This is a genomic window from Stenotrophomonas sp. 14P6.2.3 (assembly GCF_057799055.1).
Genome location: NZ_JBYOLA010000004.1, coordinates 161,962 through 188,134 on the forward strand (window position 1 = coordinate 161,962; position 26,173 = coordinate 188,134).

Here is a 26,173-nt window from a genome sequence, read left to right on the forward strand (position 1 = left end):
TCACCTGCACGCGCTGCTGCAGCCGGACTCGGCAGTCTGGTGGCGTCCCCAACGGTTGCCTAGGAGCGCCCCCATGAATACCCCCGGCACCCCCAAGCCTTCCTGGCGCCAGCGCAACGTGCTGCTGACCGTCGCTGCAGTGCTGCTGGTGATCGTGCTGATCCTGCTCTTCGTGCCCTGGTAGCAGCGCGGCGGCCGCCACGCGCGGCGCGATTCCCCTTCCACTTCAATGCCGCCGGTAGCCCATGGCCCGGCGGCATTTTTGTTGCGCGCGTCCACCAGGCATCTCGCCCGGGCTCCGAAAATGCGTGACGAATTGCCGGAAAGGGCGGTCGGGCTGCCGGATCCGTGCATGACGGCCGAGGGGGCGGTTGCTACAACTGTGCATGTGAGGCCGGGACGGAAATCGAAAGACCCCCGGGCTATCCACTGAGCAGCGGCCCTCGGCGGGCCGACGACGGGGAAAACAGACATGTGGCAGTCGACGACGTCGCGCATCAGCGCGGGCGGTGAATCCGTTCATCCTGGAAAAAGTGCACGCCCCGGCCGGACCGGACGATGCCTGGCCGCGGGCCTGCTGTTGCTGCTGTCGGCGATGCTGCCATCGCTGGCCTGGGCTGCAGCCTACGCGACCGGCGGCAGCAGCCCGTACCGCAACACCGTGCTGTGGCTGACCTGGGGTGGCGGCACCGACCTGGGCACGCACGGGGTGACGCTGAACAACGGGGACACGTCGTCGATTTCCATGCCGATCGCCTCCGGCATCGACCTCAACGTCACCTGCAGCCTGGCCAACATCAGCGGTGGTGGCCTCCTGCAGAGCTATCGTCCAGGCAATTTCAGCGGTGACAGTCTGGATGACCTGTACAACGTCGGTGGTACCGGCGGCGCCAATCAGCTGATCGCGGGGATATCGCGCAGCAGCGGTACATCGTCTTTCGAGATCAACTGCGTCTCGACGCTGGGCGGCACGCCCTACCGCCTGCGCGGCGTGGTGATGGCCGATGCCGAGTCGATCAACAACAGCGGCGAGTTCGTCGAGGCCACCGCGCGCGGTACCTGGAACGTGGTCGAAGTGCGCAAGAACGTCGGTGCTGGCCCATACAACGTCACCAAGTCGATGATCGGTGCGAACAGCGTGGTCCGCTTTGGACCAGGCAACGACAACAACACCGCTGCGGTCACCTTCCTCAATTTCGACAATGCCGCGCATGCGCCGGGCAGCTTTGCGGTGAACATGGGCTTTTCGATGCGCGGCAGCGGCACCACCGCCATCGCCATCGGCCTGCTGGTGCCGTACGCCGACTTCGGCGACGCGCCGCAGAGCTATGGCGATGCCATGCACGTGGTGGACGACCTGCAGTTCCGGCCAGATGGCCTGCCGGTCAACGCCACGCCCACCAACATCAATACCGCCGGCTATACACCGGGTGGCCTGGCACCGCCGCTGACCGACTTCCTCGGCACCGTTGGGCCCGATACCGAACAGCGCAGCAGCTACAGCGTCGATGCGAAGGGCGACGACAACTTCCCCGCAGGCAACCCCAACGAAGAAAACGCCTGGCCGACGACGTACGCGCTGACGGTGATGCAGGCCGGGACCCCAATCAATCAGTCGGTGGCGTGTGTGGGCACCGGCAGCGTGGCCGGCTGGATCGACTTCAACCGCAACGGCACATTCGACACGGGCGAGCGCAGCAACATCGCCACATGCAGTGGCGGCGGCGCCAATCTGAGCTGGACCGTGCCCACGCAGGTAAGTGCGGGTACCAGTTACGTGCGCCTGCGCTATGCGACCAATGCGGCGCAGATCCAGCAACCGACCGGCGTGGCCGATGACGGTGAAGTGGAAGACCACCGGATCACCATCACCGCACCCGCGCTGAAGGTGGTGAAGGGCAACAATGCCACCGGCGGCATCTGGAACTACGGCCAGGCTGGCACCCAGTACACGCTGACGATCAGCAACACCACCAATGTGCCGACCGGCAATCCGCCGAACGTACCGGCAGGTGCGATCACCGTGCGTGACCAGCTGCCGGCCGGCATTGTGCCGAACTGGACCGGCACCCTGACCAGCGGCAGCTGGAGCTGTACTGCGAGCGGCCAGGCGGTGACCTGCACCAGCAGCCAGGTGTTGTCGGCAGCCGGCACCCCTGGTGACAGCAGCAGCTTCACCCTGCCTGTGATCGTGTCCGCATCGGCAAGCGGCCTGTTGCGCAACCACGCCAGCGTCGGTGGTGGCTACGATCCGTTCAACGGTGGCAATCCGCCCGCACCGGGCGAGGCCTGCACCGACGCCAACCACTGCACCCGCAGCGATGTGACCGTTCCGGTTACCCGGGTGAGCTATGCAAAGCGCTCCAACACCACCGGTCCGGTGGCGGTGGGGGCGACGGTGAGCTACACCGTCGATGTCACCATTGCCGACGGCAACAGCCGCGACGTGCTGACCCTGACCGATACCCTCGGCACCGGCCTGGACTTCGGCAGCGTGACCAATGCCGGCGCCTTTACCTGCAATGCAGCCAATCCGCTGGTGTGCACGCTGCCAGCGGGCACCGTGCCGGGCACCTACAGCCTGACCTATGCGGCCACCGTCAACGCGCAGGCCAGTGGCCAGGTGGTCAATGCGGTGGTGGGCACCGGTACCGATACTCCCACCTGCAGCAGCAACTGCACCACCACCACGCCGGTGGCGGCGCCGCGCATTTCGGTGTCCAAGGCCAGCGCTACGGCCGGCCCGGTCGCGGTGGGCGACAGCGTTGCCTACACAGTGAGCGTGGTCGTTGCCGATGCGCGCACCACCGCGGTGACCACGCTGACCGACACCCTGGGCACTGGCCTGGACTTCGGCAGCATGACCAATGCCGGCGGCTTTACCTGCGTGCCCGGCAATCCGCTGGTGTGCACGCTGCCAGCCGGCACCGTGCCGGGAACCTACGCGTTCTCGTATACCGGCATCGTCAATGCGCAGGCTGTTGGCCAGGTGCGCAATGCTGTTGTACCGAGCGGTCCTGACAATCCGACGTGTGTCGGCGCCTGTGATACCACCACGCCACTGGCCAGCCCGCAGGTGACCTACGCCAAGCAGGCCTCCACCGGTGGACCGGTGCGGGTGGGCGACAGCATCGGCTATACGCTCAGCGTGACCGTTGCACGTTCGCGCACCACCGATGTGGTCACCCTCACCGATACGCTGGGCAGCGGCCTCGATTTCAGCAGCGTGACCAGCGCGGGCATCTTTACCTGCAATGCGGCCAACCCGCTGGTGTGCACGCTGCCCGCCGGCACGGTTCCGGGTACCTACAGCCTGAGTTACACCGCCACGGTCAACGCGCAGGCCAGCGGCACGGTACGCAATGCCGTGCTCGGCACCGGCCCCGACACGCCTTCGTGCACGACCAACTGCGATACCACCACACCGGTGGCGACGCCGGGCGTGAGCTATGCCAAGTCGGTGAACAGTGCCGGCCCCGTGTCGGTGGGTGACAGCCTGGCCTACACCTTGACCACGGTGGTAACCAACTCGCGCACCACCGACGTGGTGACGCTGACCGACACGCTGGGCATCGGCCTGGATTTCGGCAGCGTGACCAGTGCCGGCGCCTACACCTGCAATGCGGCCAACCCGTTGGTGTGCACATTGCCGGCCGGTACCGCACCGGGCAGCTACAGCCTGTCGTACACCGCCGTGGTCAACGCCCAGGCCACCGGCCAGGTGACCAATGCGGTGCTCGGCAGCGGCGGTGACAACCCGAGCTGCACCGTCAACTGCGATACCACTACGCCGGTGGCAGGCAGCCAGATCGATTACCGCAAGACCTCGGCCGCCGCCGGCCCGGTCAAGGTGGGTGACAGCATCGCCTACACCCTGACCACCGTGGTCAGCCGCTCGCGCACCACCACTGTGTTCAGCCTGACCGACAACATGGGGCAGGGCCTGGACTTCGGATCAGTCACCGCCAGCACCGGCTTCACCTGCAATGCGGCCAATCCGCTGGTGTGTACGTTGCCGGCCGCCACCGCACCGGGCACCTACACGGTCAACTACACCGCAACGGTGAATGCACAGGCCAAGGGCAGCGTCAGCAATGCCGTGCTTGGCAGCGGCACCGGTACCAATACCTGCACCACCGACTGCACCACCACCACGCCGGTGCTGGCGGCGACGGTCACCTACCGCAAGTCCTCCAGCACGGCATCGCCGGTCAACATGGGGGATGCAGTGGACTACAGCGTTGAGGTGGTGGTCGCCAACTCGCAGACCAGCGATGTGCTCACCCTCACCGATACCCTGGGTGCGGGCCTGGACCTGCAGTCGGTGACCCAGCCGGGTTCCTTTACCTGCAATGCCAGCAATCCGCTGGTATGCACGCTGCCTGCGGGAACCGCACCCGGCACCTACACGCTGGGCTACCGCGCGCTGGTCAATGCGCAGGCCAGTGGCAGCGTCCGCAACGCGGTGCTGGGCAGTGGTGGCGATACCCCGACCTGCATCGGCACCTGCAGTACCGAGCACGTGCTGGCCGAGCCGCGCGTGGTGCTGGAAAAGCTGTCCGGTCCCGCCAGTGGCAGTGAAGTGCGCCCGGGTGACCGGCTGCGCTATACCCTGCGGGCCACCGTCGAGCGTGCTTCGCTGCGGCAGCCGTTGCAACTGGTGGATACGCCCGACGCAGGCCTGAGCGTGGATACGCTGCCGGCCGGCTGCGCGCAGCAGGGGACCGACATCGTCTGCACGCTGCCGACCGGTACCCCGCTGGGACAGCATGAATTCGTCTACCAGGCCATCGTCAACCAGGAGGCACGCACCGAGGTGCTGAACCGACTGCGTGGCCAGTACCCGGATGGTTCGCCGCCGCCGGAGTGCACCACCTGCGAAACGCGGCACAAAGTGATTTCGGACTTCGCGCTGCGCATCACCAAGACCGCCAACCCGCGGCTGGTGAAAGTCGGCGACCTGGTGCGCTACCAGTTGGTGGTCGAGAACGTCGGCAGCAGTCATTGGCGCGACGGCGTGGTGGTCGATACACCGCCGCCGGGCTTCAGCTACGTGGATGGCTCGATGCGCGTGGCCGACGACGACGGCGCGTTCTCGCTGGGCGGCAGCCAGACCCCGCTGCGCATCGGCGCGGTCGACATTGCCGTGGGCCGCAGTGCCACCATCACCTACCTGCTGCGTGTCGGTGCGGGCGTGCGTGCAGGCCACCACATCAACCAGGCCGTGGCCACTGCCGACGACGGCACTCCGCTGTCGAACGTGGCGACCGCTGAAGTGCGCATGGACGCCGATCCGCTGCTGGAAGACAGCCTGGTGTTCGGCACCGTGTTCGATGATCGTGATGGCGACGGCTGGCAGGACAGCGCGGAACTGACCGGTGTACGCGTGCAGGGCGGATTCGCGCCCGACGCTTACGTGCCGGGTTCGACAACGCTGGATCGTGGCGATGGCCCGCAGCCGTTGGCCGATGCCAGCGCGCCGCTGCTGCATGGCGTGCAGGTGGGCGTGGTGCATGGGCTTGCGTCTACCTCGGACACGGTCGAGAGCCACCAGGTGGTGATCCGCCAGCGTCTGCGCGAGCTGTCCTTCACCGATGATTTCGTGCTGGAAAGCGCACAGGGTCATCGCCTGCAGCTGGATGCGAAGGGTGTCACAACCGTGCAGCGCAGTGGCGAGGCGGCCAAGGGCCTGACCGCGGCCGAGCCGGTCGTGCATCGCGAGATCGCGCGGGTGGCCGAGGGCTATGAGGTTGCCTACGTGATCGGCAACCACGGCATCCAGGAGCAGGGCATTCCCGGCGTGCGCCTGGCCACGGTGGAGGGCCTGCTGATCGAGACCGATCCGTTCGGTCGTTACCACCTGGCCGATGTGCACGGTGGCGATGCGCGGTTGGGCCGCAACTTCATCGTCAAGCTGGATCCGGCAACGGTACCGGGTGGTTCCGAGCTGACCACCGAGAATCCGTTGCTGCGTCGGGTCACCCAGGGCGTGCCGACCCGCTTCAGCTTCGGCGTGCGCCTGCCGCCGTCGCCGCAGGCGGCTGCCGAGCGCGCCGAGTTGGCCTTGGGCGAGGTGTTGTTCGCCTCGGGCAGCAGCGAACTGCGCGCCAGCTATCGCCCGGTGCTGGCGAAGATGGCCGAGGCGGTTGACCGTTACCAGGGCGGTGACGTGGTGATTGCCGCCAACGGCGAAAGCCAGGCATTGGCCTTCGCCCGTGCGGTGGCCGTGCGTGATGCGCTGCAGGCCGAGGTGGCCGAAGGGTCGCGCGCTGGCCTGAGCGTGCAGTTGCGTACCGATGTGCGCGATCCGCACTCGCTGGTTGCTGGCGTTGATGCCGGTGGTGCGTTGCTCGGCAACGTGCTGTTCGACACCGACAAGGCGGTGATCCGCGAGGAGTTCAAGCCGCTGCTGGCTGCGATCGCCGCGCGCCTGGAGCAGATGGGAGGCGGCCAGGTCAGCCTGGTCGGCCATACCGATGTACGTGGCAGCCATGTCTACAACCAGGCGTTGGGCCTGCGCCGTGCCAACGCCGTGTTCGAAGCGCTGCGCGTCCAGCTCAGCCCCGCCGTGCAGCAACGTCTGCGTGTGCGCAACGAGGAGACCGCCGCCACCCGCGCGGCGGCCCGCCAACAGGAGGCCCGCCGATGAGCGCCCATCACTCTGTTGCCCGGCGTTCTGCCCCCCTGCACCGCGCTGTGTTGTACCAGGCGCTGCTGTTGGGCCTGGCAGCAACCGCGCAGGCGGCGCCACCGCCGGCCAACGCCGCGTCCAGCGACGCCGCGCCGATCCACTGCGAGAGCAACCAGTGCAGCGCAGACGGCGACCTGCTGTTCACCCTGCGCTCGCGCAGCTTCGATGAGCCGGTGACCGAAGGTACGTCGACGCGTTCGTCGTCGCAGGTACTGCAGCCGGACCGCCGCGTAAGCATCGCGCTGGATGAGCCGGGCAAGGCGGCCGTGCGTGGTGAGTTCATGATCCGCTTGCCGGAAGGCGGCGCGATCTGGGCCACCGAAGACCCCGCCATGGGCCAGCCCGAGCTGTCGATCTCGGCGCCGGGGATGGTGGCCTTCGACCAGGGCCGCATCGTGCGGCCGGTCGAATTCTTCGTGCGTGGCAACTACACCGCGTTCATCAAACGCCTGGAAGTGAGCATCTACCGCGGCAGCGACAGCGACCGGGTCGCGCCCCTGGCGACCTTTGAACTGCCGGTGGCTGCGGTCGGGCAGGGCAGTTGGGACGGTACGCTGCCGGCATCCACGCCGCTGCGTCGTGGCGACCGCCTGGTCTATGTGCTGCGCGCGTACGATGCCGAAGGCAATGTCGATGAGACCTCGGCGCAGTCCATGCAGTTGGTGACGCTGGCCGAAGTGGAGCGTGGCAACCAGCAGCTGCGTGACGCCCTGGAAGATCGCCGCGGTACGGCCGTCGATGCCAATCAGGCCGCCTCGTTGTCGCTGCTGGAGCAGGTGTTCGACAGCAACGGCCTGCGTCAGCAGAACATTCCGGTGTACGGATCGCGCGTGCGCCTGCGGGGCCGCGACCTGCCACTTTGCGCGGCACTGAAGATCAATGGCGAAAGCTACCCGTTGGACCAGGACCGCAAATTCGCCGCTGAATACCTGATGCCGATCGGCCACCACGCGTTCGATGTGCGGGTCGAGCGCCCCGATGCACCAGCGATCGCGCGCACGCTGGAGGTGGATGTCAGCGGCCGCTATCTGTTCGGTGTCGGCCTGGCCGATGTCACGGTGTACCAGAACAAGGCCAGTGGTGCGGGCCGCGACGTCGCCCGTGGCGAGCGCGATGATGATGTGCTCAGTGATGGGCGGCTGGCGTTCTACCTGAAGGCCAAGACGCGCGGCCGCTATCTGCTGACGGCACAGGCCGATACGCAGAACCGGCCGTTGGACGAACTGTTCACCGGCTTCACCACCGCCGATCCGCAGGACCTGTTCCGCAGCCTGGACCCGGACCTGTATTACCCCACCTATGGCGACGATTCGCTGACCCAGCGTGACGTCGACAGCATGGGCCGCTTCTACCTGCGCATGGACTGGGACAAGAACCAGGCACTGTGGGGCAACTACAACACCGGTCTGAGCGGTACCGAATACGCCCAGTACGTGCGTTCGCTGTACGGTGCTGCGCTGTCGTGGCGTTCGCGCGGCGCCAATGCATGGGGCGATGCGCAGACCGAACTGCGCCTGTTCGGCTCGCAGGCCGAGACCGCGCCGGGCCACAGCGAGTTCATCGGCACCGGCGGCAGCCTGTACTACCTGCGCCACGCCAGCATCCTGCGCGGCTCGGACCAGGTGGTACTGGAAATCCGTGACCGCACCACCGGCCGTGTCGAGCAGCGGGTGTCGCTGGTGCGCGGTGCCGACTACGAGATCGACGCACTGCAGGGACGCATCCTGCTGACCCGGCCACTGGCCCAGGTCAGCCGCGAGAACCTGCGCCGGATCAGCCGCGACGTGCCGCTGGACGGCTACGAGCAGCGCCTGATCGTCGACTACGAATGGGTACCGACCGGCTTCGACAATGACGACATCACCGCCGGCGTGCGTGGCAAGCACTGGTTCGGCGATCACGTGGCGGTGGGGGCTACCTATGTGGACGAACAGCGCGCCGGGCAGGACTATTCGCTGCGCGGTGCGGACCTGACCCTGCAGGCCGGGCGTGGCACCTACCTGAAGGTCGAGCACAGCCGCAGCGAGGCGACCAGTGCGCCGGTGTTCTTCTCCGACAACGGTGGCCTGAGCTTCACCCGCCTCAACCCCGAGGGGCCGCGCGAAGGCGAGGCGACGGCGGTGGAGGCACGGGTGAACCTGCGCGAGCTGGGCTGGACCCAGCGCGACTGGAGTGCCGGTGCCTGGTGGCGGCAGGTCGAGGGAGGCTATTCGGTGGGCCGCTTCGATACCGGCCAGCGCGTGCGTGAGCAGGGCGCCGAGCTGCTGGGCTACGTGACCGACGATTTCAGCCTGTATGCGCGATACAGCGAAGCGCGGCGCGGCAATGAATCGTTGATCCAGGCCCAGGCCACCGTCGAGTGGCGGATCGGCGACAACGACCGCGTGTCGGCCGAGCTGCGCCGGGTGCAGGAAGACCGCGGCATCGGCAGCAATGCCGGTGTGCTGGCGGCAGCGCGCTACACCCATCGCATCGGTACCGCGCTGGACCTCTATGGTGGCGGCCAGCTGACCGTCGATGACGATCATGGCCGCTACGCGGACAATGATGCGGTGGTCGCCGGTGGCACCTACACCTTCGCCAACCTGTCCACGATCGGTGCCGAGGTCAGTGATGGTGATCGTGGCAGCGCCGCGCAGGTCAATGCCGAGTACAAGTTGACCCCACAGCACAGTTTCTATGGTGCGTTCACCCAGTCCACCGACCGCAGCGAGTACGACCCGCTGTTCAGCCCGAACGCGCAGGATGGCTGGACGCTGGGCCAGCGCTGGCGCCTGTCTGACCAGGTCAACGTGTTCAATGAGAGCCAGTTCCTGAAATCCGGCGAGGAATCGGGCCTGGCCAACACCTTCGGCATGGATTTCTATCCGGCGGTGGGCTGGAACGCGGGCTTCACCCTCAGCGATGGCAAGCTGGATGCGAGCAGTGGCCAGGTCGACCGCAAGGCCATCAGCCTGTCCGGTGGCCGTACGTCGCCGGGTACCGAGTGGCAGAGCAAGGTGGAGTGGCGTCGTGACACCGGTGCGGAGCGGCGCACGCAATGGGTCAGCACCAATCGCCTCAGCCATCGTCTCAATGACAGCTGGCGGATTGCCGCGCGGTTCAACTACGCCGACACCGACGATGCGATCAACCCGGTGGCCGGTGCACGCTTCATCGAAGGCAATCTCGGCTTCGCCTACCGCCCCTGGGACAATGATCGCTGGGCGTTGTTCGGCCGTTACAGCTATCTGTACGACCTGTCGACGATGGGCCAGGTCAACGGCGTGGACTACGACCAGCGGACCCAGGTGCTGTCGCTGGAGGGCGTGTACCGCATCGACCAGCGCTGGGAAGTAGCGGCCAAGCTGGCCCGCCGCGAAGGCGAGGTGCGCTATGGCCGCGGCACCGGCCCGTGGTTCGATTCAGCAACGAACTTCGGTGCCGCGCAGCTGCGCTATGACCTGTACTACCAATGGCATGGCCTACTGGAGTACCGCTCGCTGGACGTGCGCGATGGCGGTCGCCGGCAGGGTTGGTTGGCGGGTGTGGACCGCGATGTCGGCCGCAACTTCCGGGTCGGCGTGGGCTACAACTTCACCGACTTCAGTGACGACCTGACCAAGTTCGACTACACGCACCGGGGCTGGTACCTGAACCTGGTGGGTCGCTATTGAGGACAGGGCAATGCCAGGCCACGCCTGGCAAGCCCGCGACGGACACTACGGGTAGTGCCAGGCCATGCCTGGCAAAACAGCGGTCCCTCACTCCTGCTTGAGCAGCTCCACCAGCTGCCGCAACCGGTAAGGCTTGGGCAGGAATTCCACCTGCTCGGGCAGCGGCGGCAACTGCGAGCGCGCGTAGCCGGAGGAAAGAATCATCCGCGCCTGCGGCTGGTCCCGCGCCACATGCTCGCTCAGCTCGATGCCGGACATGCCGTTGGGCATGCTGATGTCACTGAACACCACATCGAAACGCGCGCCGCCCTGCAGCAGGGCGACTGCTTCCTGCGCATCCGCCGTGGTCGCCACGTCGATGCCGAAGTCGCGCAGGGCCAGGCCGATCATCTCGCGCAGATCGGTCTGGTCCTCCACCATCAATACGCGGATCGGATCATCGGTCATGTGCGGGGTCCTCGGTTGCAGGGAGCAGCAGGCTGACCGTGGTGCCGACACCGGGCGTGGTGGACACATCAACGAAACCGCCACTCTGGGTGGTGAATCCGAACACCTGGCTCAGGCCCAGACCGCTGCCCTTGCCGATGTCCTTGGTGGTGAAGAAAGGTTCGGTCGCGCGCTCGGCGATGTCCGGGGCCATGCCATGGCCCTCATCGCAGACGCTCAACGTCACATAGGTCCGTTGCCGGGATGTTTCGGCGTCGGGGTCCATGCGGTGTTCCAGCGCGGTGGCGATCAGTACCCGACCGCCCCCCACCGTGGCGTCCGCAGCGTTGCCGACCAGATTGGCGAGCGCTGTCTGCAGCTGCACGGTGTCACTGAGTATCGCAGGCAGGCCGGCCGCCAGCGCGGTTTCCAGGGTGACGCCGGCAGGGCAGGTGGCCTGCAGGGCGGGCAGCCAGTCGTGGATACGCGCATTGATGTCCAGCGTTTCGCGGATCAGGGTCTGCCCGGTACTGAAGGCCAGCAGCTGCCGGGTCAACAGGGCACCCCGATCGCTGGCCGCCTGTGCGGTGGTGAGCAGGGCATTGGCACGCTCATCATCACCCATGCGTGCCGACAGCAGGTCCAGCGCATTGACGATGGTGGTCAGCAGGTTGTTGAACTCATGGGCAAGGCCGCGGCTGAGCTGGCCGACCGTCTCGAACTGCTGGGTCTGGCGCAGCGCCCGCTGCGCGTCGCGCAGGAGCCGTTGCGCCTGCCACTGCTCGGTGATGTCGCGGGTGATCTTGACGAAGCCCACCAGCTCGCCGTTCTCGACCACCGACTCGATGACCACGCTGGCGCGGAACGGCGACCCGTCACGGCGCACCCGCCAACCTTCGGCGGCCTGGTGCCCGCTTTCCGCCGCCAGTCGCAGCAGCCGCTGCGGCTCGCCGGCATCGCGCTCGGCCGGCAGGTAGAAGCGCCCGAAGTGGGTACCGATGACTTCTTCCGACCGGTAGCCCTTGATGCGCTCGGCACCGGGATTCCAGCTGCAGACGATGCCGTCGGGATCGAGCAGGTACAGCGCATGATCGCGCACGCTGTCGATCAGCAATCGCAGCTGTCGGGAAGGGTCCGTCAACACGGACGGCGTCGAAGCGGCAGCGACCACGATGAAGTGCGTATTACCTGTGTGAGGCACGAGAACGTAGGCAGTGCAGTGTGAAGAAGGTGTGCACGCAACGCCCGTGCCATTGGTCGTATGCGGCTGAATGCGACACGGAGTAACATCACCCCCCTTTTCCAATGTGGAACCGACCTGCATGCGTCCTGGTGCGACTACGCGTGACCGCTGGATCTGGATGACCTCGGCGGTGCTGGTGGCGGCTACGGCCGCGCTGGAACTGGTGGTGCCGCTGGGCTACGCGGTGTGGCTGGCCTATTTCATGGCCATCGGCGTCACCGTGTTCCAGCGCAGCGCCCGGGTACCGTTCGTGGTGGCCGTCAGCGCCTGCGTGCTGCTGGCGGTGGGCTACAACGTGGCGCCGGCCAGTACCAATTCGTCCTTCTCGTTCGTCAACCGGACCATCGGTGGCGCCGCTTTCCTGATGATCGCGCTGATCGCATCGCGTGCGATCCAGGCGCGACGGGAGGCCATGCGCGCGCTGTGGCTGCAGGAAGCTGAGAATGCAGTGGCGCTTGGTCTGCGCGGCGAGCTGGCACCGGAGCAGATCGCCGAGGCGGCGGTGACGGCACTGGCAACCCACCTGCGTGCGGACGTTGGAGCGCTCTATCGACTGGATGGAGGCCGCCTGCAGCTGACCGGTGGACTGGCCTTGCCGACCGGCATCCCGGCGACGTTGGGCCTGCAGGAAGGGGTGGCAGGGCAGGTGGCCCGCGACCAGCTGGCGCGGCACCTGCAGGGTGGCGACGCGACCACGCTGGAGCTGCAGACGAGCCTGGGACGTGTGCCTGTGCGCGAGCGCATCCTCGCCCCGGTCAGCAGTGACGGCGCCGTGGTCGGTGTGATCGAGCTCGGTCGCTCGGTTGTGGGTGATCAGCGTGCACTGGATGACGAACTGTTGGAGCGCTGCGCCGAAACGATCGGCATGGCACTGCGCACCTCGATGCTGCGCGGGCAGCTGATGGTGCTGCTGGAGGAGTCGCAGCGCCAAGGCGAAGAACTGCAGGCGCAGCAGGAAGAACTGCGTGTTGCCAACGAAGAGCTGGAAGAGCAGAGCCGCAGCCTGATGCAGTCGCAGAGCCATCTGGAACAGCAGCAGGCCGAGCTTGAGCAGAGCAATGTGCAGCTGGAAGAGCGCACCCACGAGCTGGAGGCGCAGAAGCAGGCGCTGCTGGTCGCGCAGGGCCAGCTGGTGCGCAACAGCAACGAACTGGCTGCCACCTCACGCTACAAGTCCGAATTCCTGGCCAACATGTCGCACGAACTGCGCACGCCGCTGAACAGTTCGCTGATCCTGGCCAAGCTGCTGGCCGACAACAAGGACGGCGCGCTCAGCGACGAGCAGGTCAAGTACGCCCGCGCCATCCTGTCGTCCAACAACGACCTGCTGGCGCTGATCAACGACATCCTCGATCTGTCACGCATCGAAGCAGGGCACGTCGAACTGGCCGATGAAGTGGTGGTGGTCGACAGCGTGCTGCAGCGGCTGCGTGAGACCTTCGAGCCGATGGCGCGGCAGAAGGGCCTGACGCTGCAGATCGAGGCCGATGGCCTGGCCCCCAGCCAACTGGTGGCCGACAACCAGCGCCTGCAGCAGATCCTGAAGAATCTGCTCGCCAATGCGGTCAAGTTCACCGAGCACGGCAAGGTCAGCCTGCACGTTCGCAGCGGCGGCAATGGCCGGATCCGATTCGAGGTCTCCGACAGCGGCATCGGCATCGCACGCGATCAGTTGCAGCTGATCTTCGAGGCCTTCCGCCAGGCCGATGGCAGCACCCGCCGCCGTTACGGTGGCACCGGCCTGGGTCTGTCGATCTCGCGTGACCTCGCGGTACGCATGGGCGGCGATATCCAAGTGGACAGCGAGCCGGGCCGCGGCAGCTGCTTCATTCTCGAACTGCCTCTGCAGGGCGCGCCGATGGCCGAGGCCGGCGGAGACACCGCAGTCGCCGCGCCCGAACAAAAGGCACCCGTCGCGCCGACGGCCCCTACGCCTGTTGCCCAGCGCTCCAGCGCCACTCCGGTCGCCGCGGTGGCCGATGACCGTGGCCGGCGCCACCACGCAGGGCGGTTGATCCTGGCCGTGGAAGATGATGCGGTCTTCGCCGAAGCGCTGGTGACGCTGGCGCATGAGCTTGATTTCGACTGCGTGGTAGCCACCACCGCCGAAGAGGCGTTGGCGCTGGCGGCGGACCTGCGCCCGAACGGCATCCTGCTGGACATCGGCCTGCCCGACGTCTCCGGCCTGACCGTGCTCGAACGGCTCAAGCGCAATCCCGATACCCGGCACATTCCGGTGCACGTGGTCTCCGGCATGGACCGCAGCCAGGTGGCGCGCGAGCTGGGTGCGATCGGTTTCGCGATCAAGCCGACCACGCGCGAGCGGTTGGTGGCTGCCATCGAACAGCTTGAACAGACCAGCCAGCGCGACGTACGGCGCCTGCTGATCGTGGAGGATGACAACGACCTGCGCCGCAACCTGGAACTGCTGCTGGGCCGCGATCAGCTGCAGATCGCCGCTGTCGGCACGCTTGCCGCAGCGGTGGAACAGCTGAGCACGGTCACCTTCGACTGCATGGTGATGGACCTGTCGCTGCCCGACGGCAGTGGCTACGACCTGCTTGAGCACATGGCGGGCAACGATGACGTCGGCTTCCCGCCGGTCATCGTCTACACCGGCCGTGCCCTCAGCCGCGAGGAAGAGCAGCGCCTGCGCCGCTACTCCAAGAGCATCATCATCAAGGGCGCGCGTTCGCCCGAGCGCCTGCTCGACGAGGTGACGCTGTTCCTGCACAGCGTGGAGGCCAACCTGCCCAGCGACCAGCAGCGCCTGCTCCGAGAAGCGCGCCGCCGCGACACCGTGCTCGACGGACGCACCGTGCTGCTGGCCGAGGACGATGTGCGCAACATCTTCGCGCTGTCCAGCGTGCTGGAGCCGCTGGGGGTGACGCTGGAGATCGCCCGCAACGGCCAGGAGGCCGTTGATCGGCTGGCCCAGCGTGAGGTGGACCTGGTGCTGATGGACATCATGATGCCGGAGAAGGATGGCCTGCAGGCGATGCGCGAGATCCGCGCGCAGCGCCACCTGCAGGACCTGCCGATCATCGCGCTGACCGCCAAGGCCATGCCCGATGACCGTGAGCGCTGCCTGCAGGCCGGTGCCAACGACTACATCGCCAAGCCCATCGACGTGGACAAGCTGGTGTCGCTGTGCCGGGTCTGGTGCTCGCGGCAATGAACGAGCAGGCGCTGTTCGACCTGGAGCTGAAGGTGCTGCTGGAGGCGCTGTATCAGCGCTACCACTACGACTTCCGCAGCTATGCGGTGTCCTCGCTGCGCCGTCGCGTCAGCCAGGCCATGCAGCGCTACGAGTGCGAGCGCCTGTCGGATCTGCAGCATCGGCTGCTGCACGAACCGGAGCTGTTCGCCCAGGCCATGCAGTTCTTCACCGTGCAGGTCTCGGAGATGTTCCGTGACCCGGAGTATTTCCGGCAGATGCGCGAACAGGTGGTGCCGGTGCTGCGTACCTACCCCTCGGTGAAGCTGTGGGTGGCCGGCTGCAGTACCGGCGAGGAAGTGTGGTCGCTGGCGATCCTGCTGCACGAGGAAGGCCTGCTTGAGCGCAGCATCGTCTACGCCACCGACATCAACCCCGCGGCACTGGCCACGGCCGAGGCCGGCGCCTACGGCATTGACCGCCTGGCGCAGTTCAGCCGGAACTACCTTGCCGCTGGCGGCACCGGTTCACTGTCGGACTATTACACCACCGCCTACGACGGCGCAGTCTTCGACCGCCAGTTGCGCCGCAACGTGGTGTTCGCCGATCACAGCCTGGCCACCGACACGGTGTTTTCGGAAGTGCACCTGGTGTCCTGCCGCAATGTGCTGATCTATTTCAACCGCGACCTGCAGGATCGGGCGGTGGGATTGTTCCGCGAAGCACTGGTGCATCGCGGCTTCCTCGGCCTGGGCAGCAAGGAGTCGCTGCAGTTCGGTCGCCATCACGATGCGTTCGAAGCCTGTTCGCGGGAGCACCGTCTGTACCGGAAGGTGGCCTGATGGTGGCGATGTCCCGCCCTGAAATGGTGGTGATCGGCGCATCGGCGGGTGGCGTGGCCGCCCTGCAGATCGTGCTTGGCGCGTTGCCGGCCACCCTGCCGGTGCCGGTACTGGTGGTGCTGCACCTGCCGCGCGACCGTTCCAGCCGCATCGCCGATGTGCTGGCACCGTACTGCGCGCTGACCGTGCGCGAAGCGGAGGACAAGCAGCCGCTGCAGGCGGGAACGGTGACGTTCGCGCCGCCGGACTACCACCTGTTGGTGGAGGACACGCAGGCCATCGCACTGTCGATGGACGATCCGGTGCTGTTCTCGCGGCCGGCCATCGATCCGCTGTTCGAATCCGCCGCAGCCGTGTTCGGCACGCGTGTGCTGGCGATCCTGCTGACCGGTGCCAGCAGCGATGGCAGTGATGGCGTGGCCGCGGTGCGCACCGCTGGTGGCCAGGCCTGGCTGCAATGCCCCGAGGAGGCCGAGGCATCGATGATGCCGGCCTCCGCCCTGCAGCATGCCGGCGCCGACGCCGTGCTGCCCCTTGAACTGATGTGTCGCCGCCTGAAGGAGTTGTTTGCATGAACCTGCTGCCGCCGGACCCTGCCCAGTCGCAGGCCCCGGTCAACCTGCTGATCGTCGACGACGTACCGCAGAACCTGGTGGCGATGGAGGCGCTGCTGCGCCGCGAGGGCGTCAACCTGCTGCTGGCCGATTCCGGCGCGCAGGCGCTGGAACTGCTGCTGGAGCATGAGGTGGCGCTGGCGCTGCTGGACGTGCACATGCCGGAGATCGATGGTTTCATGCTGGCCGAGCTGATGCGCGGCTCGCAGCGCAGCCGCGACGTGCCGATCATCTTCCTGACCGCCTCGCCGGACGATCCGCACAGGGTCTTCAAGGGCTACGAGACCGGCGCGGTGGATTTCCTGCACAAGCCGGTGGCGCCGCAGGTGATCCTCAGCAAGGTCAATGTGTTCATCGAGCTCTACCAGCAGCGACAGCTGCTGAAGGCGCGCAACGAGGCGCTGGAGCGCGCGTTGAAGCTCAACGAGACCATGGCCGCGGTGCTGACCCACGACCTGCGCACGCCGTTGTCGGCCATCCTGCTATGTGCCGACAAGCTGTCGCTGGAGCTGCCGGCCGACAATGCCGGCGCGCAACAGACGCTGAGCTATCTGGAAGCCAGCACGCTGCGGATGGCGCGCATGGTCGAGCAGTTGCTGGACTTCTCGCGGATCCGCAGTGGTGGCCTGCGCCTGCAGAGCGGTGCCTGCGACCTGGCCGAGGTGACGCGTGCGGTGTTGGTGGAGGCCGGTGCCGGTCATCGAACCGATCGGATCGCACTGGATGTGCGCGGTGATTCGACCCTGCAGGGCGACATGGATCGTTTGGGGCAGATCATCGCCAACCTGGTCGGCAACGCACTCACCCATGGCGCTGATGCAGCGGTGCAGGTGCAGGTCGATGGCAGCGATGCGCGTGTTGTCGCGCTGCGCGTAAGCAACGCCGGCCATGTCGATGAAGCGTTGCTGCCGCGTCTGTTCGAACCGTTCAAGGCAAGCTTCCACCAAAGCAACGGCTTGGGGCTGGGCCTGTACATCGTTGACCAGTTCGTGCGTGCCCATGGCGGGCAGTTGAGCGCGCGCAACGACGCAGGACAGGTGGTGTTCGAGGCACTGCTGCCGCGCCGCGCCGATGGACGCAGCCCGGCCGTTTCCTGAATTCTTCAGCTGACGCGTGAGCGTACTGAGACGGACGCGTCCGCAACTGCTACCGTGGCACCACTCTTGCAAAGGAAGCTCCATGCCACTGCGTGCCATCGCCTACGTCAGCCAGTCCAAGCCGGATCTTTCCGCCGAACGTCTGCAGATGCTGGTCGAGGACGCCGCGCGCTTCAACAAGCTGGCAGGGGTGACCGGCGTGCTGCTGAATGACGGCGAGCGCTTCCTGCAGTACATCGAAGGGCCACCCGATGGCATCGATTCGGTGTATGAGCGCATCCTGCAGGCTGGCAGTCATGTCGACATCGTCGAGCTCGCGCGCGGCCGGGTTGGCCAGCGTCAGTTTCCGTACTGGGCGATGCGCGTGTTGCCGGTGGACGCTGCGCTGCTGCGCCAGCTTTCCGCAGGGGACTGGGCGGGGTTCGCCCGTACGGTGAACGGTGACAGTGCACTGTTCACCGCGGTGGATCTGTTGACCGAGGTCGTGCGGCCGGCGCTCAGCGCAGGCTGATCGCTAGCGCTGCGGTGCGCAGTACGCCGCGTGCAATGCCTGAAGTACCCCCAGCGCCGGACCGTCCAGCAGCCGATAGTGCAGTGTCTGTGCCTGTCGTCGCGTTGCCACCACATCCAGATGGCGCAGCACGGCCAGATGCTGTGACAGCGCCGATGCGCTCAGGCCGGTCACCGCCTGCAGTTCCGGCACGGGTGCTTCGCTTTCCACCAGACGACACAACACACGCAGTCGCGCCGGGTGGGCCAGTGATTTCAGCAGGGCGGCCGCCTGTGCGGCATGCGCGGCCATCGCGGCGCTGTCGGTGGTGATGCTGGGCACGGCTTGACCCGATAGTTCAGGAAAGTCTAATTTAGGGAAATCTAAATTAAAGGGCAAGCCGATGCGCGAGATACAGCGGGGCAGGGCGTGAACCTGCCATGGGCGGCAATTGCAGGCGGCGGCCTGATCGGTACGTCGGCAGTGGTGCTGCTGGCCACGCTCGGTCGGGTGGCCGGCATCAGCGGCATCACTGCAGGCGCCGTGGCCGCACCGCGAGGTGATCGTGGCTGGCGCTGGGCCTTCCTGCTCGGATTGATGGTGGCTGCGGCGGCGGTGCTGAGCTGGCAGGCGGGCGCTGGACAACCGGCGCGCGCGTTGTTGCGTGACGCACTGCCGGCCTGGCAATTGATCGCTGCCGGTGTACTGGTGGGCGTCGGTACGCGGCTGGGCAATGGCTGCACCAGCGGCCACGGTGTCTGTGGCCTCGCCCGTGGTTCACGACGATCGCTGGTGGCGGTGTTGGTGTTCATGGCCTGCGCGATGCTCACCACGTTCCTGGTGCGCCACGGCGGGGGTCTTGCATGAGCCGCAGCTTGTGGGCCGCATGTGCTGCCGGTGGCCTGTTCGGCGCCGGCCTCGCGCTGGCCGGCATGACCGACCCGCGTCGCGTGCTCGGTTTCCTCGATGTGGCCGGCGACTTCGATCCCACGCTGGCCTGGGTACTGGCGTCGGCACTGCTGGTCAGTGCACTGGGTCAGTTCTGGCTGCGGCGGTGGCACCGCCCATGCTGCGCCGAGCGCCTCCAGCTGCCGGCAGCGCAGGCGGTCGATAAGCGGTTGCTGCTGGGCGCGGCAGTGTTCGGCATCGGCTGGGGCTGGGTCGGGTATTGCCCGGGGCCCGCGCTGGCCGCGTTGGCGGTGAGGGCGCGCGAAGCGTTGTGGTTCGTGCCGGCGATGGCGGGTGGTTTCTGGCTGCATGACCGCTGGCTGCGCTGAGGTTTCACGTTTGCCTCACCGGTGCAGGGTTCAGATCACTTTTCCCGGGGAAAGGAGCATGGCATGGCACGGATGAAGTGGAACGGCAGCGCGTTGTTGGCGGCGGCACTGGCGACAGCGGCGATGCCGGCGATGGCCTGCACGCGTGCGGTGTATCTGGGCGACAACGGCGATGTCATCACCGCCCGCTCGATGGACTGGAAAGTGGATGTCGCCACCAATCTCTACGTGTTGCCGCGTGGCATCGCGCGCACCGGACAGGCCGGGCCGGGCTCGATCGCCTGGACCGCGCACTACGGCAGCGTGGTGGCCACCGGCTATGACATCTCCACCACCGACGGCATGAACGAGAAGGGCCTGGTCGCCAACCTGCTGTGGCTGGTCGAATCGGAATACCCGGCCCAGCGCAGTGGCAAGCCCGGCCTGTCGATCTCGTTGTGGGCGCAGTACGTGCTGGATAATTTCGCTACTGTGGAACAAGCCGTGACGGCCCTGCAGCGCGAGCCGTATTCGATCGTCACCGACAAGGTGCCTGGCGAGGACCGCCAGGCAACGCTGCATCTGTCGCTGTCCGATGCCACGGGTGACAGCGCGATCGTTGAATACATCGGCGGACGCCAGGTGATCCACCACGATCGCCGCTACCAGGTGATGACCAATTCGCCGATCTTCGACCAGCAACTGGCGTTGAACAGCTACTGGCAGCAGATCGGTGGCACGGTGATGCTGCCCGGCACCAACCGTTCGGCCGACCGCTTCGCGCGTGCGTCGTTCTACATCAACGCGATTCCGAAAGCGGAAGATCCGGTCGAGGCGCTGGCCAGTGTGTTCAGCGTGATTCGCAACGTGTCGGTGCCGTTCGGCATCACCACGCCGGGCGAGCCCAACATCTCGTCCACCCGCTGGCGCACGGTTGCCGACCACAAGCGGCGCCTGTACTTCTTCGAGTCGGCACTGACACCCAATACCTTCTGGGTCGACCTGACCAAGGTCGATTTCGGCGGCAAGGTGCTCAAGCTTGATCTCGGCCGTGACCAGCGCAATACGTTTGCCGGGGATGCGCTGCAGCACTTCGTGCCCAGCGCACCGTTCACCTTCCTTGGCGTGGAGGGTTAGCGCGAGGCTGTGTTGCCAGCGCCCGGCAACGTTGCGGGCCGGTAGCGGCGCGCGCACACTCGTTGAATGGGCGCGATCTTCCATCTACGACACTATGGCCAGGCCACCGGCCTGGATCGCCACGACTATGCGCAGTGGGTGTTGCCACTGCAGGGTGAGCTGCAGTTCGAGATGGAGGGCAGGGGCGGTCGTCTTGACCTGTTGCAGGGTGCCTTCGTGGCTGCCGGCGAGGCACACGACCAGGTGGCCGACGGCCCCAACGGTTTCGTGATTGTCGACTGCGGGCCGGGTGTGCTCGATGACGCGACCCAGGAGCATCTGTGCCGGCAGCGCTGGCTGCATCTACCTGCCTCATTGCGGCAGCGGCTTGCCCGGGTACAGGCAGGGCAGCCGGTGCCGGCGCTGCTGCCGGAACTGCTGCGGATGTTCGCCCCGGCGGGCAGCGGTGCGCGCCTGCAGGGTTTGTGCGCTGCCGTGGAGGCAATGCCCGGGCAGGTGTGGTCGGTAGCGCGCATGGCCGCTTTTGTCGGCATCAGCGAAAGCCGTCTGCATGCGGTGTTCCGGTGTGAGTTCGGGGTCAGCCCGCAGGCCTGGCTCAGTGCCAGCCGCCTGCGTTGGGCCAAGCACCAGTTGCGGGTCAGCCCGGCTTCGATCAGCGACATCGCACTGGCCGCTGGGTATTCCGAGCAGAGTGCACTGACCCGTGCGCTGCGCCGCGAATGCGGGCAGACACCGGCAGCATGGCGGCGGGCGGGCGGCCAGTAGCCTCGGTCAATACGCCGTTCCCTCTGTCGCCTACACTTCGCGGCCTGTGCTCTCCCACCAAGAACCTGCAATGCGCAACAACCCGATTGCTCTGGGCATCGCCAATGGCATTGCCGCCGGTGCGCTGTGGGGCGTGGTCTTCCTCGCGCCCGCCGTGCTGAACACCTTCAACGCACTGCAGCTCTCCGCTGGTCGCTATCTGGTCTATGGCCTGATCGCGGTGGCCCTGCTGCTGCCGCGCTGGAAGCGCTTGGCGCCGAAGCTCGGCCGCGCCGAGTGGATCGGCCTGTTGTGGCTGAGCCTGGCCGGCAACCTGGTGTACTTCCTGCTGTTGGCCACGGCGGTGCAGTGGGCCGGTGGCGCCGCTGCTTCGTTGATTGTCGGCCTGATTCCGGTGGTGGTGACCCTGGTGGGCGTGCGCGAGCAGGGCGCGGTGCCGTTGAAGCCGTTGCTGCCGGCGCTGGGCCTGTGCGTGCTCGGGGTGGCGATGGTCGGCTGGGAAGCGCTGATGTCCGAACACCTGGGCACTCCCTGGCGGCAGCGCCTGATCGGCCTGCTGTGCGCGTTCGGTGCGTTGTTTTCGTGGGCGCTGTACTCCATCGGCAACAGCCGCTGGTTGGCGCGACGGCCTGATCTTTCCAGCCACGACTGGTCGCTGCTGACCGGCGTCACTACCGGCGGATTGTCACTGCTGCTGGTGCCGATGGCGTTCATCGGACACGCTGGGACTCATACGGCCGCGCAGTGGAGTGGGTTCTGGGCCATCAGCGCGGGCGTTGCGGTGGTCGCTTCGATCCTCGGCAACGCGTTCTGGAACCGCGCCAGTCGCCTGCTGCCGCTGACCCTGACCGGGCAGATGATCGTGTTCGAAACCCTGTTCGCGCTGCTGTATGCCTTCGCCTGGCAGCGACGTTGGCCAAGCCTGCTGGAACTGCTGGCGATCGTGCTGCTGGTCGGCGGCGTGCTGTTGTGCGCGCATGCGCACCGCACGCCCCGCGCGATCACCGAACATGTCGGCTGAATCGACGCATTGAAGCCGACGATCACCGTTTTGTCTCAATTGCAACCAAATGCCGGCACGTTGGCCGATGATCGCCGCAAAGAAATATTGCGCCGCAACACTTGACAGCGGCCATCGTGCCGGTGTTTTCTGTACGCCATGGTCCTTGATGCCGCCAACGCCCGTCTGATCGCCCCCGCTACCGCGGGCCGTTCGACTGCGCCGGTCGCCATCACCACCACCATTACCACCACCACCGTCACCACTGCCCTGGTGCGGCCCGTCGTCTTCGTGTAACTCCCGAAAACAACGGCCCCGCACCATCCAGGTGACGGGGAAACTCGACCACCTGCATGCGACGGGGCCTCCAACCGAGGTCTGCATGTCTTCCATCGCCCCCACCCATTCGCCTGCTGCGTCCGCTCTGGCTGCGCCGTCCACTGTCGTGCACAAGTTCGGCGGCACTTCGGTGGCCGACGCTGAGCGCTATCGCCATGTTGCCGGCCTGCTGCTGGCCCGGCCCGAGTCGTTGCAGGTCAGCGTGGTCTCGGCCATGAAGGGTGTGACCGATGCGCTGATCGAGCTGGCGCACCTGGCCGCCCAAGGCGATACCGGTTGGCAGGAGGCCTGGCATGCACTGCGCGCACGCCATCGCGGCGCCGCTGTAGCGCTGCTGGGTGAGCAGGTGGGCGACACCGTGGACTGGATCGACGCGCGCTTCGATCAGCTGGCCGAGGTGCTGGCCGCCCTGGCGGTGATCGGTGAACTGCCGCGCGAAGTGCTCGACCGCGTGCAGGGCCTGGGCGAAGTGTTCTCCGCACAGTTGCTTGGCACCCATTTGCGCGGGCTGGGTGAGGACTGCGCGGTGCTGGATGCACGCGATGTGCTGGTGGTCGGCCATGGCGAACTGGGCGTGGATGTCGACTGGGATGCCAGTGCCGGCCGCCTTGCCGCGTGGCGGCTGCAGCACCCGCAGCTGCGCGTGGTGGTTACCGGGTTCGTCGCCCGCGACCGCCAGGATCGCGTCACCACGCTGGGCCGCAACGGCAGCGACTATTCCGGTGCGATCTTCGCCGCGCTGTTCAATGCCGATGAACTGCATATCTGGACCGACGTCGACGGCGTGCTGTCGGCCGACCCGCGGCTGGTGCCGGAGGCCGTGCAGCTGCACGCGCTGAGCTACGACGAGGCCTGCGAGCTGGCCTACTTCGGGGCCAAGGTGGTGCATCCGCAGACCATGTCGCCGGCAATCCGGCTGGGTCTGCCGATCTTCATCCGCAATACGTTCCACCCCAGTCATCCGGGTACCCGGATCAGCGCCGAGCGCTCGCCACGTGGTCCGGTAAAGGGGCTGACGCTGAGCGCGGATCTGGCCCTGCTCAATCTGGAAGGCACCGGTCTGATCGGCGTGCCGGGTACCGCCGAACGCGTGTTCGCCGCGCTGCGCCAAGCGCAGGTCTCGGTGGTGATGATCTCGCAGGGGTCCTCCGAACATTCGATCTGCTGCGTTGTCCGTGCTGGCGAAGCGGCGCGTGGTCGCGATGCCGTGGTGCAGGCGTTTTCGCACGAACTGGCTGCCGGCCAGGTACAGCGCGTGCAGGTCAGCGAGGGCGTCAGCGTGCTGGCCGCGGTCGGCGATGGCATGGCGGGCCAGCCGGGCGTAGCTGCGCGGCTGTTCGAATCGCTGGGGCGGGCGCAGGTGAACATCCTGGCGATCGCGCAGGGATCGTCCGAGCGCAACATCTCGGTGGCGGTGGCAAGCGCCGATGCGACCCGCGCGCTGCGTGCCGCGCATGCGGGGTTCTGGCTGTCGCCGCAGACGTTCGCGGTGGGTGTGATCGGGCCGGGCAATGTCGGTGCCGCGCTGCTGGACCAGTTGCTGGCAGCACGCCCGCAGCTGCTGGCCAAGGCCAACGTCGACCTGCGCCTGCGCGCGCTTGCGTCACGCTCGCGCATGCGCCTGGAGGCCGATGGGCTGCATGAAGACTGGCGCCAGGCATTGCAGGACGCCGGACAGGCCAGCGACCTGGACCAGTTCACCGAGCACCTGCTGGCCGCGCATCTGCCGCATGCGGTGGTGATCGACTGCAGTGGCAGCGCAGAGGTTGCCGAGCGCTATGAAGGTTGGCTGGCCGCAGGCATCCATGTAGTGACCCCGAACAAGCAGGCCGGTGCCGGGCCGCTCGCACGCTACCAGCGCATCCGCGCGGCGGCCGCCGCCAGTGGCGCGCGCTTCCGCTACGAGGCCACGGTGGGTGCCGGCCTGCCGGTGATCACCACGCTGCGTGACCTGGTGGATACCGGCGACGAAGTGCTGGCGATCGAAGGCATTTTCTCCGGCACGCTGGCCTGGTTGTTCAATCGCTTCGACGGCAGCCAGCCGTTCTCGGAACTGGTCGCGCAGGCACGCTCGATGGGCTACACCGAGCCGGATCCGCGCGATGACCTGTCCGGTGTGGACGTCGCGCGCAAGCTGGTGATCCTGGCCCGCGAGGCCGGACACGCACTCAGCCTGGAGCAGGTGCAGGTCGAGAGCCTGGTGCCGGCGTTGCTGCGCGAGGGAAGCGTGGACGACTTCATGGCCCGTCTGGGCGCATCCGATGACGCGCTGCTGGCACGGCTGCACGACGCCCGCGAGCGCGGTGCAGTGCTGCGCTATGTCGCGCGGCTGGGACCGGACGGTGCCTCGGTCGGCCTGCAGGAGCTGCCGGCGGACCACGCGTTCGCCAACCTGCGGTTGACCGACAACGTGGTGCAGTTCCGTACCCGCCGCTACTGCGACAACCCGCTGGTGGTGCAGGGCCCGGGCGCGGGTCCGGAAGTCACCGCTGCCGGTGTGTTCGCCGATCTGCTGCGGGTGGCGGCCGGCGAAGGGGCGCGCCTGTGATCGCACGCGCCTTCGCGCCCGCATCGGTGGCCAACGTGGCCGTGGGCTTCGACATCCTGGGCCACGCCATCGCCGGTATCGGCGATACGGTGAGCGTGCGTCGCATCGACGAACCACGGGTGCGCATCGATGCGATCCGCGGCAGTGCGGTGGAGCTGCCGCTGGAAGCCACCGGCAACACCGCTGGCGCGGCGCTGATATCGCTGCGTGAGGGGCTGGGACTGGGCTTCGGTTTTGCCATCGAGATCGACAAAGGCATTCCCTTCGGCTCCGGCATGGGCGGATCGGCTGCCTCCTGCGTGGCCGCACTGGTGGCGGCCAATGCGTTGTTGGATGTGCCACTGCCGCGTGAGGCGCTGTATCCGTTCGCACTGGATGGCGAAGCCGTGGCCAGCGGTGGCCGCCATGGCGACAACGTCGGCCCACTGCTGCTGGGTGGTGTGGCGCTGTGCACGGCCGATCGCCTGGTGCCGGTTCCGGTACCGGCCAGCTGGCACAGCCTGCTGGTGCATCCACATGCGGTGCTGGAAACCCGGCGTGCGCGGCAGGCGCTGCAGGGCAGCTACGCGCTGAGCGAATTCGTTGCGCAGAGCGCCAACCTGGCGCTGGTATTGAGTGGTTGCCATCGCAGTGATGCATCGCTGGTGCGCGCCGGCCTGCGCGACGTGCTGGTCGAGCCGCGGCGGGCGGGCCTGATCGTTGGCTTCGACGCGGCGCGTGACGCCGCACTGGCTGCAGGCGCGATGGGCGCAGGCATTTCCGGCGCCGGGCCCAGCGTATTCGCCTGGTTTGAAGATGCCGACCAGGCGCGCGCGGCAGCGGAACCGGTGCGTGCGGCCTTCGCCGCTGCTGGTTTCGACAGCGATGCCTGGATCTCGCCACTCGATGCACCCGGAGCCCACTTGTGCTGAA

18 protein-coding genes are annotated in these 26,173 nt (G+C 67.0%); 15 read left to right on the top strand and 3 right to left on the bottom strand.

What is annotated here, in order from left to right; genetic code table 11:
• Positions 1-472: 472 nt before the first annotated feature.
• Entirely contained in the window at positions 473-6,649 is a 6,177-nt protein-coding gene (locus tag AC27VL_RS05765; RefSeq protein WP_488765796.1) for a CshA/CshB family fibrillar adhesin-related protein, read from the top strand.
• Positions 6,646-10,347, top strand: a complete 3,702-nt coding sequence (locus tag AC27VL_RS05770; RefSeq protein WP_488765797.1) for a TonB-dependent receptor — start codon at positions 6,646-6,648, stop codon at positions 10,345-10,347. The genes AC27VL_RS05765 and AC27VL_RS05770 overlap by 4 nt, the downstream gene beginning before the upstream one ends.
• Positions 10,348-10,434: 87 nt before the next feature.
• Here AC27VL_RS05770 and AC27VL_RS05775 read toward each other — a convergent pair whose 3' ends face one another.
• The gene (locus tag AC27VL_RS05775) at positions 10,435-10,794 is read right to left on the bottom strand and encodes a response regulator (protein ID WP_089240789.1); all 360 of its coding nucleotides are present in this window, start codon (positions 10,792-10,794) and stop codon (positions 10,435-10,437) included.
• Positions 10,784-11,944, bottom strand: coding sequence for a two-component system sensor histidine kinase NtrB (locus tag AC27VL_RS05780; RefSeq protein ID WP_406779683.1), 1,161 nt, complete (start codon positions 11,942-11,944; stop codon positions 10,784-10,786). The genes AC27VL_RS05775 and AC27VL_RS05780 overlap by 11 nt, the downstream gene beginning before the upstream one ends.
• A 151-nt stretch (positions 11,945-12,095) precedes the next feature.
• On the opposite strand from AC27VL_RS05780, the gene AC27VL_RS05785 reads away from it, so the two are divergent.
• The 5 genes from AC27VL_RS05785 (at position 12,096) to AC27VL_RS05805 (ending at position 18,237) form a co-directional block, all read left to right on the top strand.
• Positions 12,096-15,194 carry a response regulator gene (locus AC27VL_RS05785; protein ID WP_346559309.1) on the top strand — a complete coding sequence of 1,033 codons (3,099 nt, stop codon included), beginning with the start codon at positions 12,096-12,098 and terminating at the stop codon, positions 15,192-15,194.
• Entirely contained in the window at positions 15,191-16,015 is an 825-nt protein-coding gene (locus AC27VL_RS05790) for a CheR family methyltransferase (RefSeq protein ID WP_100465185.1), read from the top strand. Before AC27VL_RS05785 ends, AC27VL_RS05790 begins: the two co-directional genes overlap by 4 nt.
• A gap of 8 nt (positions 16,016-16,023) precedes the next feature.
• Complete coding sequence (locus AC27VL_RS05795) at positions 16,024-16,590, top strand: chemotaxis protein CheB (protein ID WP_409349544.1); 567 nt, start codon at positions 16,024-16,026, stop codon at positions 16,588-16,590.
• Positions 16,587-17,726, top strand: a complete 1,140-nt coding sequence (locus AC27VL_RS05800) for a hybrid sensor histidine kinase/response regulator (protein ID WP_100552389.1) — start codon at positions 16,587-16,589, stop codon at positions 17,724-17,726. The genes AC27VL_RS05795 and AC27VL_RS05800 overlap by 4 nt, the downstream gene beginning before the upstream one ends.
• Before the next feature lie 82 nt (positions 17,727-17,808).
• A complete protein-coding gene (locus tag AC27VL_RS05805; RefSeq protein WP_488765798.1) occupies positions 17,809-18,237 on the top strand; it encodes a BLUF domain-containing protein in 429 nt (142 codons plus the stop codon).
• A 3-nt stretch (positions 18,238-18,240) separates the two neighbouring features.
• Here the strand turns inward: AC27VL_RS05805 and AC27VL_RS05810 are convergent, their stop codons facing one another.
• Positions 18,241-18,528, bottom strand: coding sequence for an ArsR/SmtB family transcription factor (locus AC27VL_RS05810; protein WP_100554105.1), 288 nt, complete (start codon positions 18,526-18,528; stop codon positions 18,241-18,243).
• 117 nt (positions 18,529-18,645) lie between these two features.
• Between AC27VL_RS05810 and AC27VL_RS05815 the strand changes: the two genes are divergently transcribed.
• The 8 genes from AC27VL_RS05815 to AC27VL_RS05850 all read left to right on the top strand — a co-directional run bounded on the left by AC27VL_RS05815 (position 18,646) and on the right by AC27VL_RS05850 (position 26,172).
• The gene (locus AC27VL_RS05815; RefSeq protein WP_100552391.1) at positions 18,646-19,083 is read left to right on the top strand and encodes a YeeE/YedE family protein; all 438 of its coding nucleotides are present in this window, start codon (positions 18,646-18,648) and stop codon (positions 19,081-19,083) included.
• A complete protein-coding gene (locus tag AC27VL_RS05820; RefSeq protein WP_488765800.1) occupies positions 19,080-19,493 on the top strand; it encodes a DUF6691 family protein in 414 nt (137 codons plus the stop codon). Before AC27VL_RS05815 ends, AC27VL_RS05820 begins: the two co-directional genes overlap by 4 nt.
• A gap of 63 nt (positions 19,494-19,556) precedes the next feature.
• Positions 19,557-20,609: a linear amide C-N hydrolase gene (locus tag AC27VL_RS05825; RefSeq protein ID WP_488765802.1), complete on the top strand. Its 1,053-nt coding sequence runs from the start codon at positions 19,557-19,559 to the stop codon at positions 20,607-20,609.
• A 66-nt stretch (positions 20,610-20,675) separates the two neighbouring features.
• Positions 20,676-21,374, top strand: a complete 699-nt coding sequence (locus AC27VL_RS05830; protein ID WP_100552394.1) for a helix-turn-helix domain-containing protein — start codon at positions 20,676-20,678, stop codon at positions 21,372-21,374.
• A gap of 70 nt (positions 21,375-21,444) precedes the next feature.
• Positions 21,445-22,395: a DMT family transporter gene (locus AC27VL_RS05835; protein WP_100552395.1), complete on the top strand. Its 951-nt coding sequence runs from the start codon at positions 21,445-21,447 to the stop codon at positions 22,393-22,395.
• Positions 22,396-22,533: 138 nt separating this feature from the next.
• Complete coding sequence (locus AC27VL_RS05840) at positions 22,534-22,671, top strand: hypothetical protein (protein ID WP_164745120.1); 138 nt, start codon at positions 22,534-22,536, stop codon at positions 22,669-22,671.
• Positions 22,672-22,756: 85 nt separating this feature from the next.
• Positions 22,757-25,261, top strand: coding sequence for a bifunctional aspartate kinase/homoserine dehydrogenase I (thrA, locus tag AC27VL_RS05845; RefSeq protein WP_488765805.1), 2,505 nt, complete (start codon positions 22,757-22,759; stop codon positions 25,259-25,261).
• The gene (locus AC27VL_RS05850) at positions 25,258-26,172 is read left to right on the top strand and encodes a homoserine kinase (RefSeq protein ID WP_488765806.1); all 915 of its coding nucleotides are present in this window, start codon (positions 25,258-25,260) and stop codon (positions 26,170-26,172) included. Before thrA ends, AC27VL_RS05850 begins: the two co-directional genes overlap by 4 nt.
• Position 26,173: the final 1 nt, after the last annotated feature.

What these genes read in the sequence shown, in the direction of transcription:
- AC27VL_RS05765 (WP_488765796.1), top strand. Translation starts at nt 473, where the DNA reads ATGTGGCAGTCGACGACGTCGCGCATCAGCGCGGGCGGTGAATCCGTT.
- AC27VL_RS05770 (WP_488765797.1), top strand. Translation starts at nt 6,646, where the DNA reads ATGAGCGCCCATCACTCTGTTGCCCGGCGTTCTGCCCCCCTGCACCGC.
- AC27VL_RS05775 (WP_089240789.1), bottom strand. Translation starts at nt 10,794, where the DNA reads ATGACCGATGATCCGATCCGCGTATTGATGGTGGAGGACCAGACCGAT.
- AC27VL_RS05785 (WP_346559309.1), top strand. Translation starts at nt 12,096, where the DNA reads ATGCGTCCTGGTGCGACTACGCGTGACCGCTGGATCTGGATGACCTCG.
- AC27VL_RS05790 (WP_100465185.1), top strand. Translation starts at nt 15,191, where the DNA reads ATGAACGAGCAGGCGCTGTTCGACCTGGAGCTGAAGGTGCTGCTGGAG.
- AC27VL_RS05795 (WP_409349544.1), top strand. Translation starts at nt 16,024, where the DNA reads ATGTCCCGCCCTGAAATGGTGGTGATCGGCGCATCGGCGGGTGGCGTG.
- AC27VL_RS05800 (WP_100552389.1), top strand. Translation starts at nt 16,587, where the DNA reads ATGAACCTGCTGCCGCCGGACCCTGCCCAGTCGCAGGCCCCGGTCAAC.
- AC27VL_RS05805 (WP_488765798.1), top strand. Translation starts at nt 17,809, where the DNA reads ATGCCACTGCGTGCCATCGCCTACGTCAGCCAGTCCAAGCCGGATCTT.
- AC27VL_RS05810 (WP_100554105.1), bottom strand. Translation starts at nt 18,528, where the DNA reads ATGGCCGCGCATGCCGCACAGGCGGCCGCCCTGCTGAAATCACTGGCC.
- AC27VL_RS05820 (WP_488765800.1), top strand. Translation starts at nt 19,080, where the DNA reads ATGAGCCGCAGCTTGTGGGCCGCATGTGCTGCCGGTGGCCTGTTCGGC.
- AC27VL_RS05825 (WP_488765802.1), top strand. Translation starts at nt 19,557, where the DNA reads ATGGCACGGATGAAGTGGAACGGCAGCGCGTTGTTGGCGGCGGCACTG.
- AC27VL_RS05830 (WP_100552394.1), top strand. Translation starts at nt 20,676, where the DNA reads ATGGGCGCGATCTTCCATCTACGACACTATGGCCAGGCCACCGGCCTG.
- AC27VL_RS05835 (WP_100552395.1), top strand. Translation starts at nt 21,445, where the DNA reads ATGCGCAACAACCCGATTGCTCTGGGCATCGCCAATGGCATTGCCGCC.
- AC27VL_RS05840 (WP_164745120.1), top strand. Translation starts at nt 22,534, where the DNA reads ATGGTCCTTGATGCCGCCAACGCCCGTCTGATCGCCCCCGCTACCGCG.
- thrA (WP_488765805.1), top strand. Translation starts at nt 22,757, where the DNA reads ATGTCTTCCATCGCCCCCACCCATTCGCCTGCTGCGTCCGCTCTGGCT.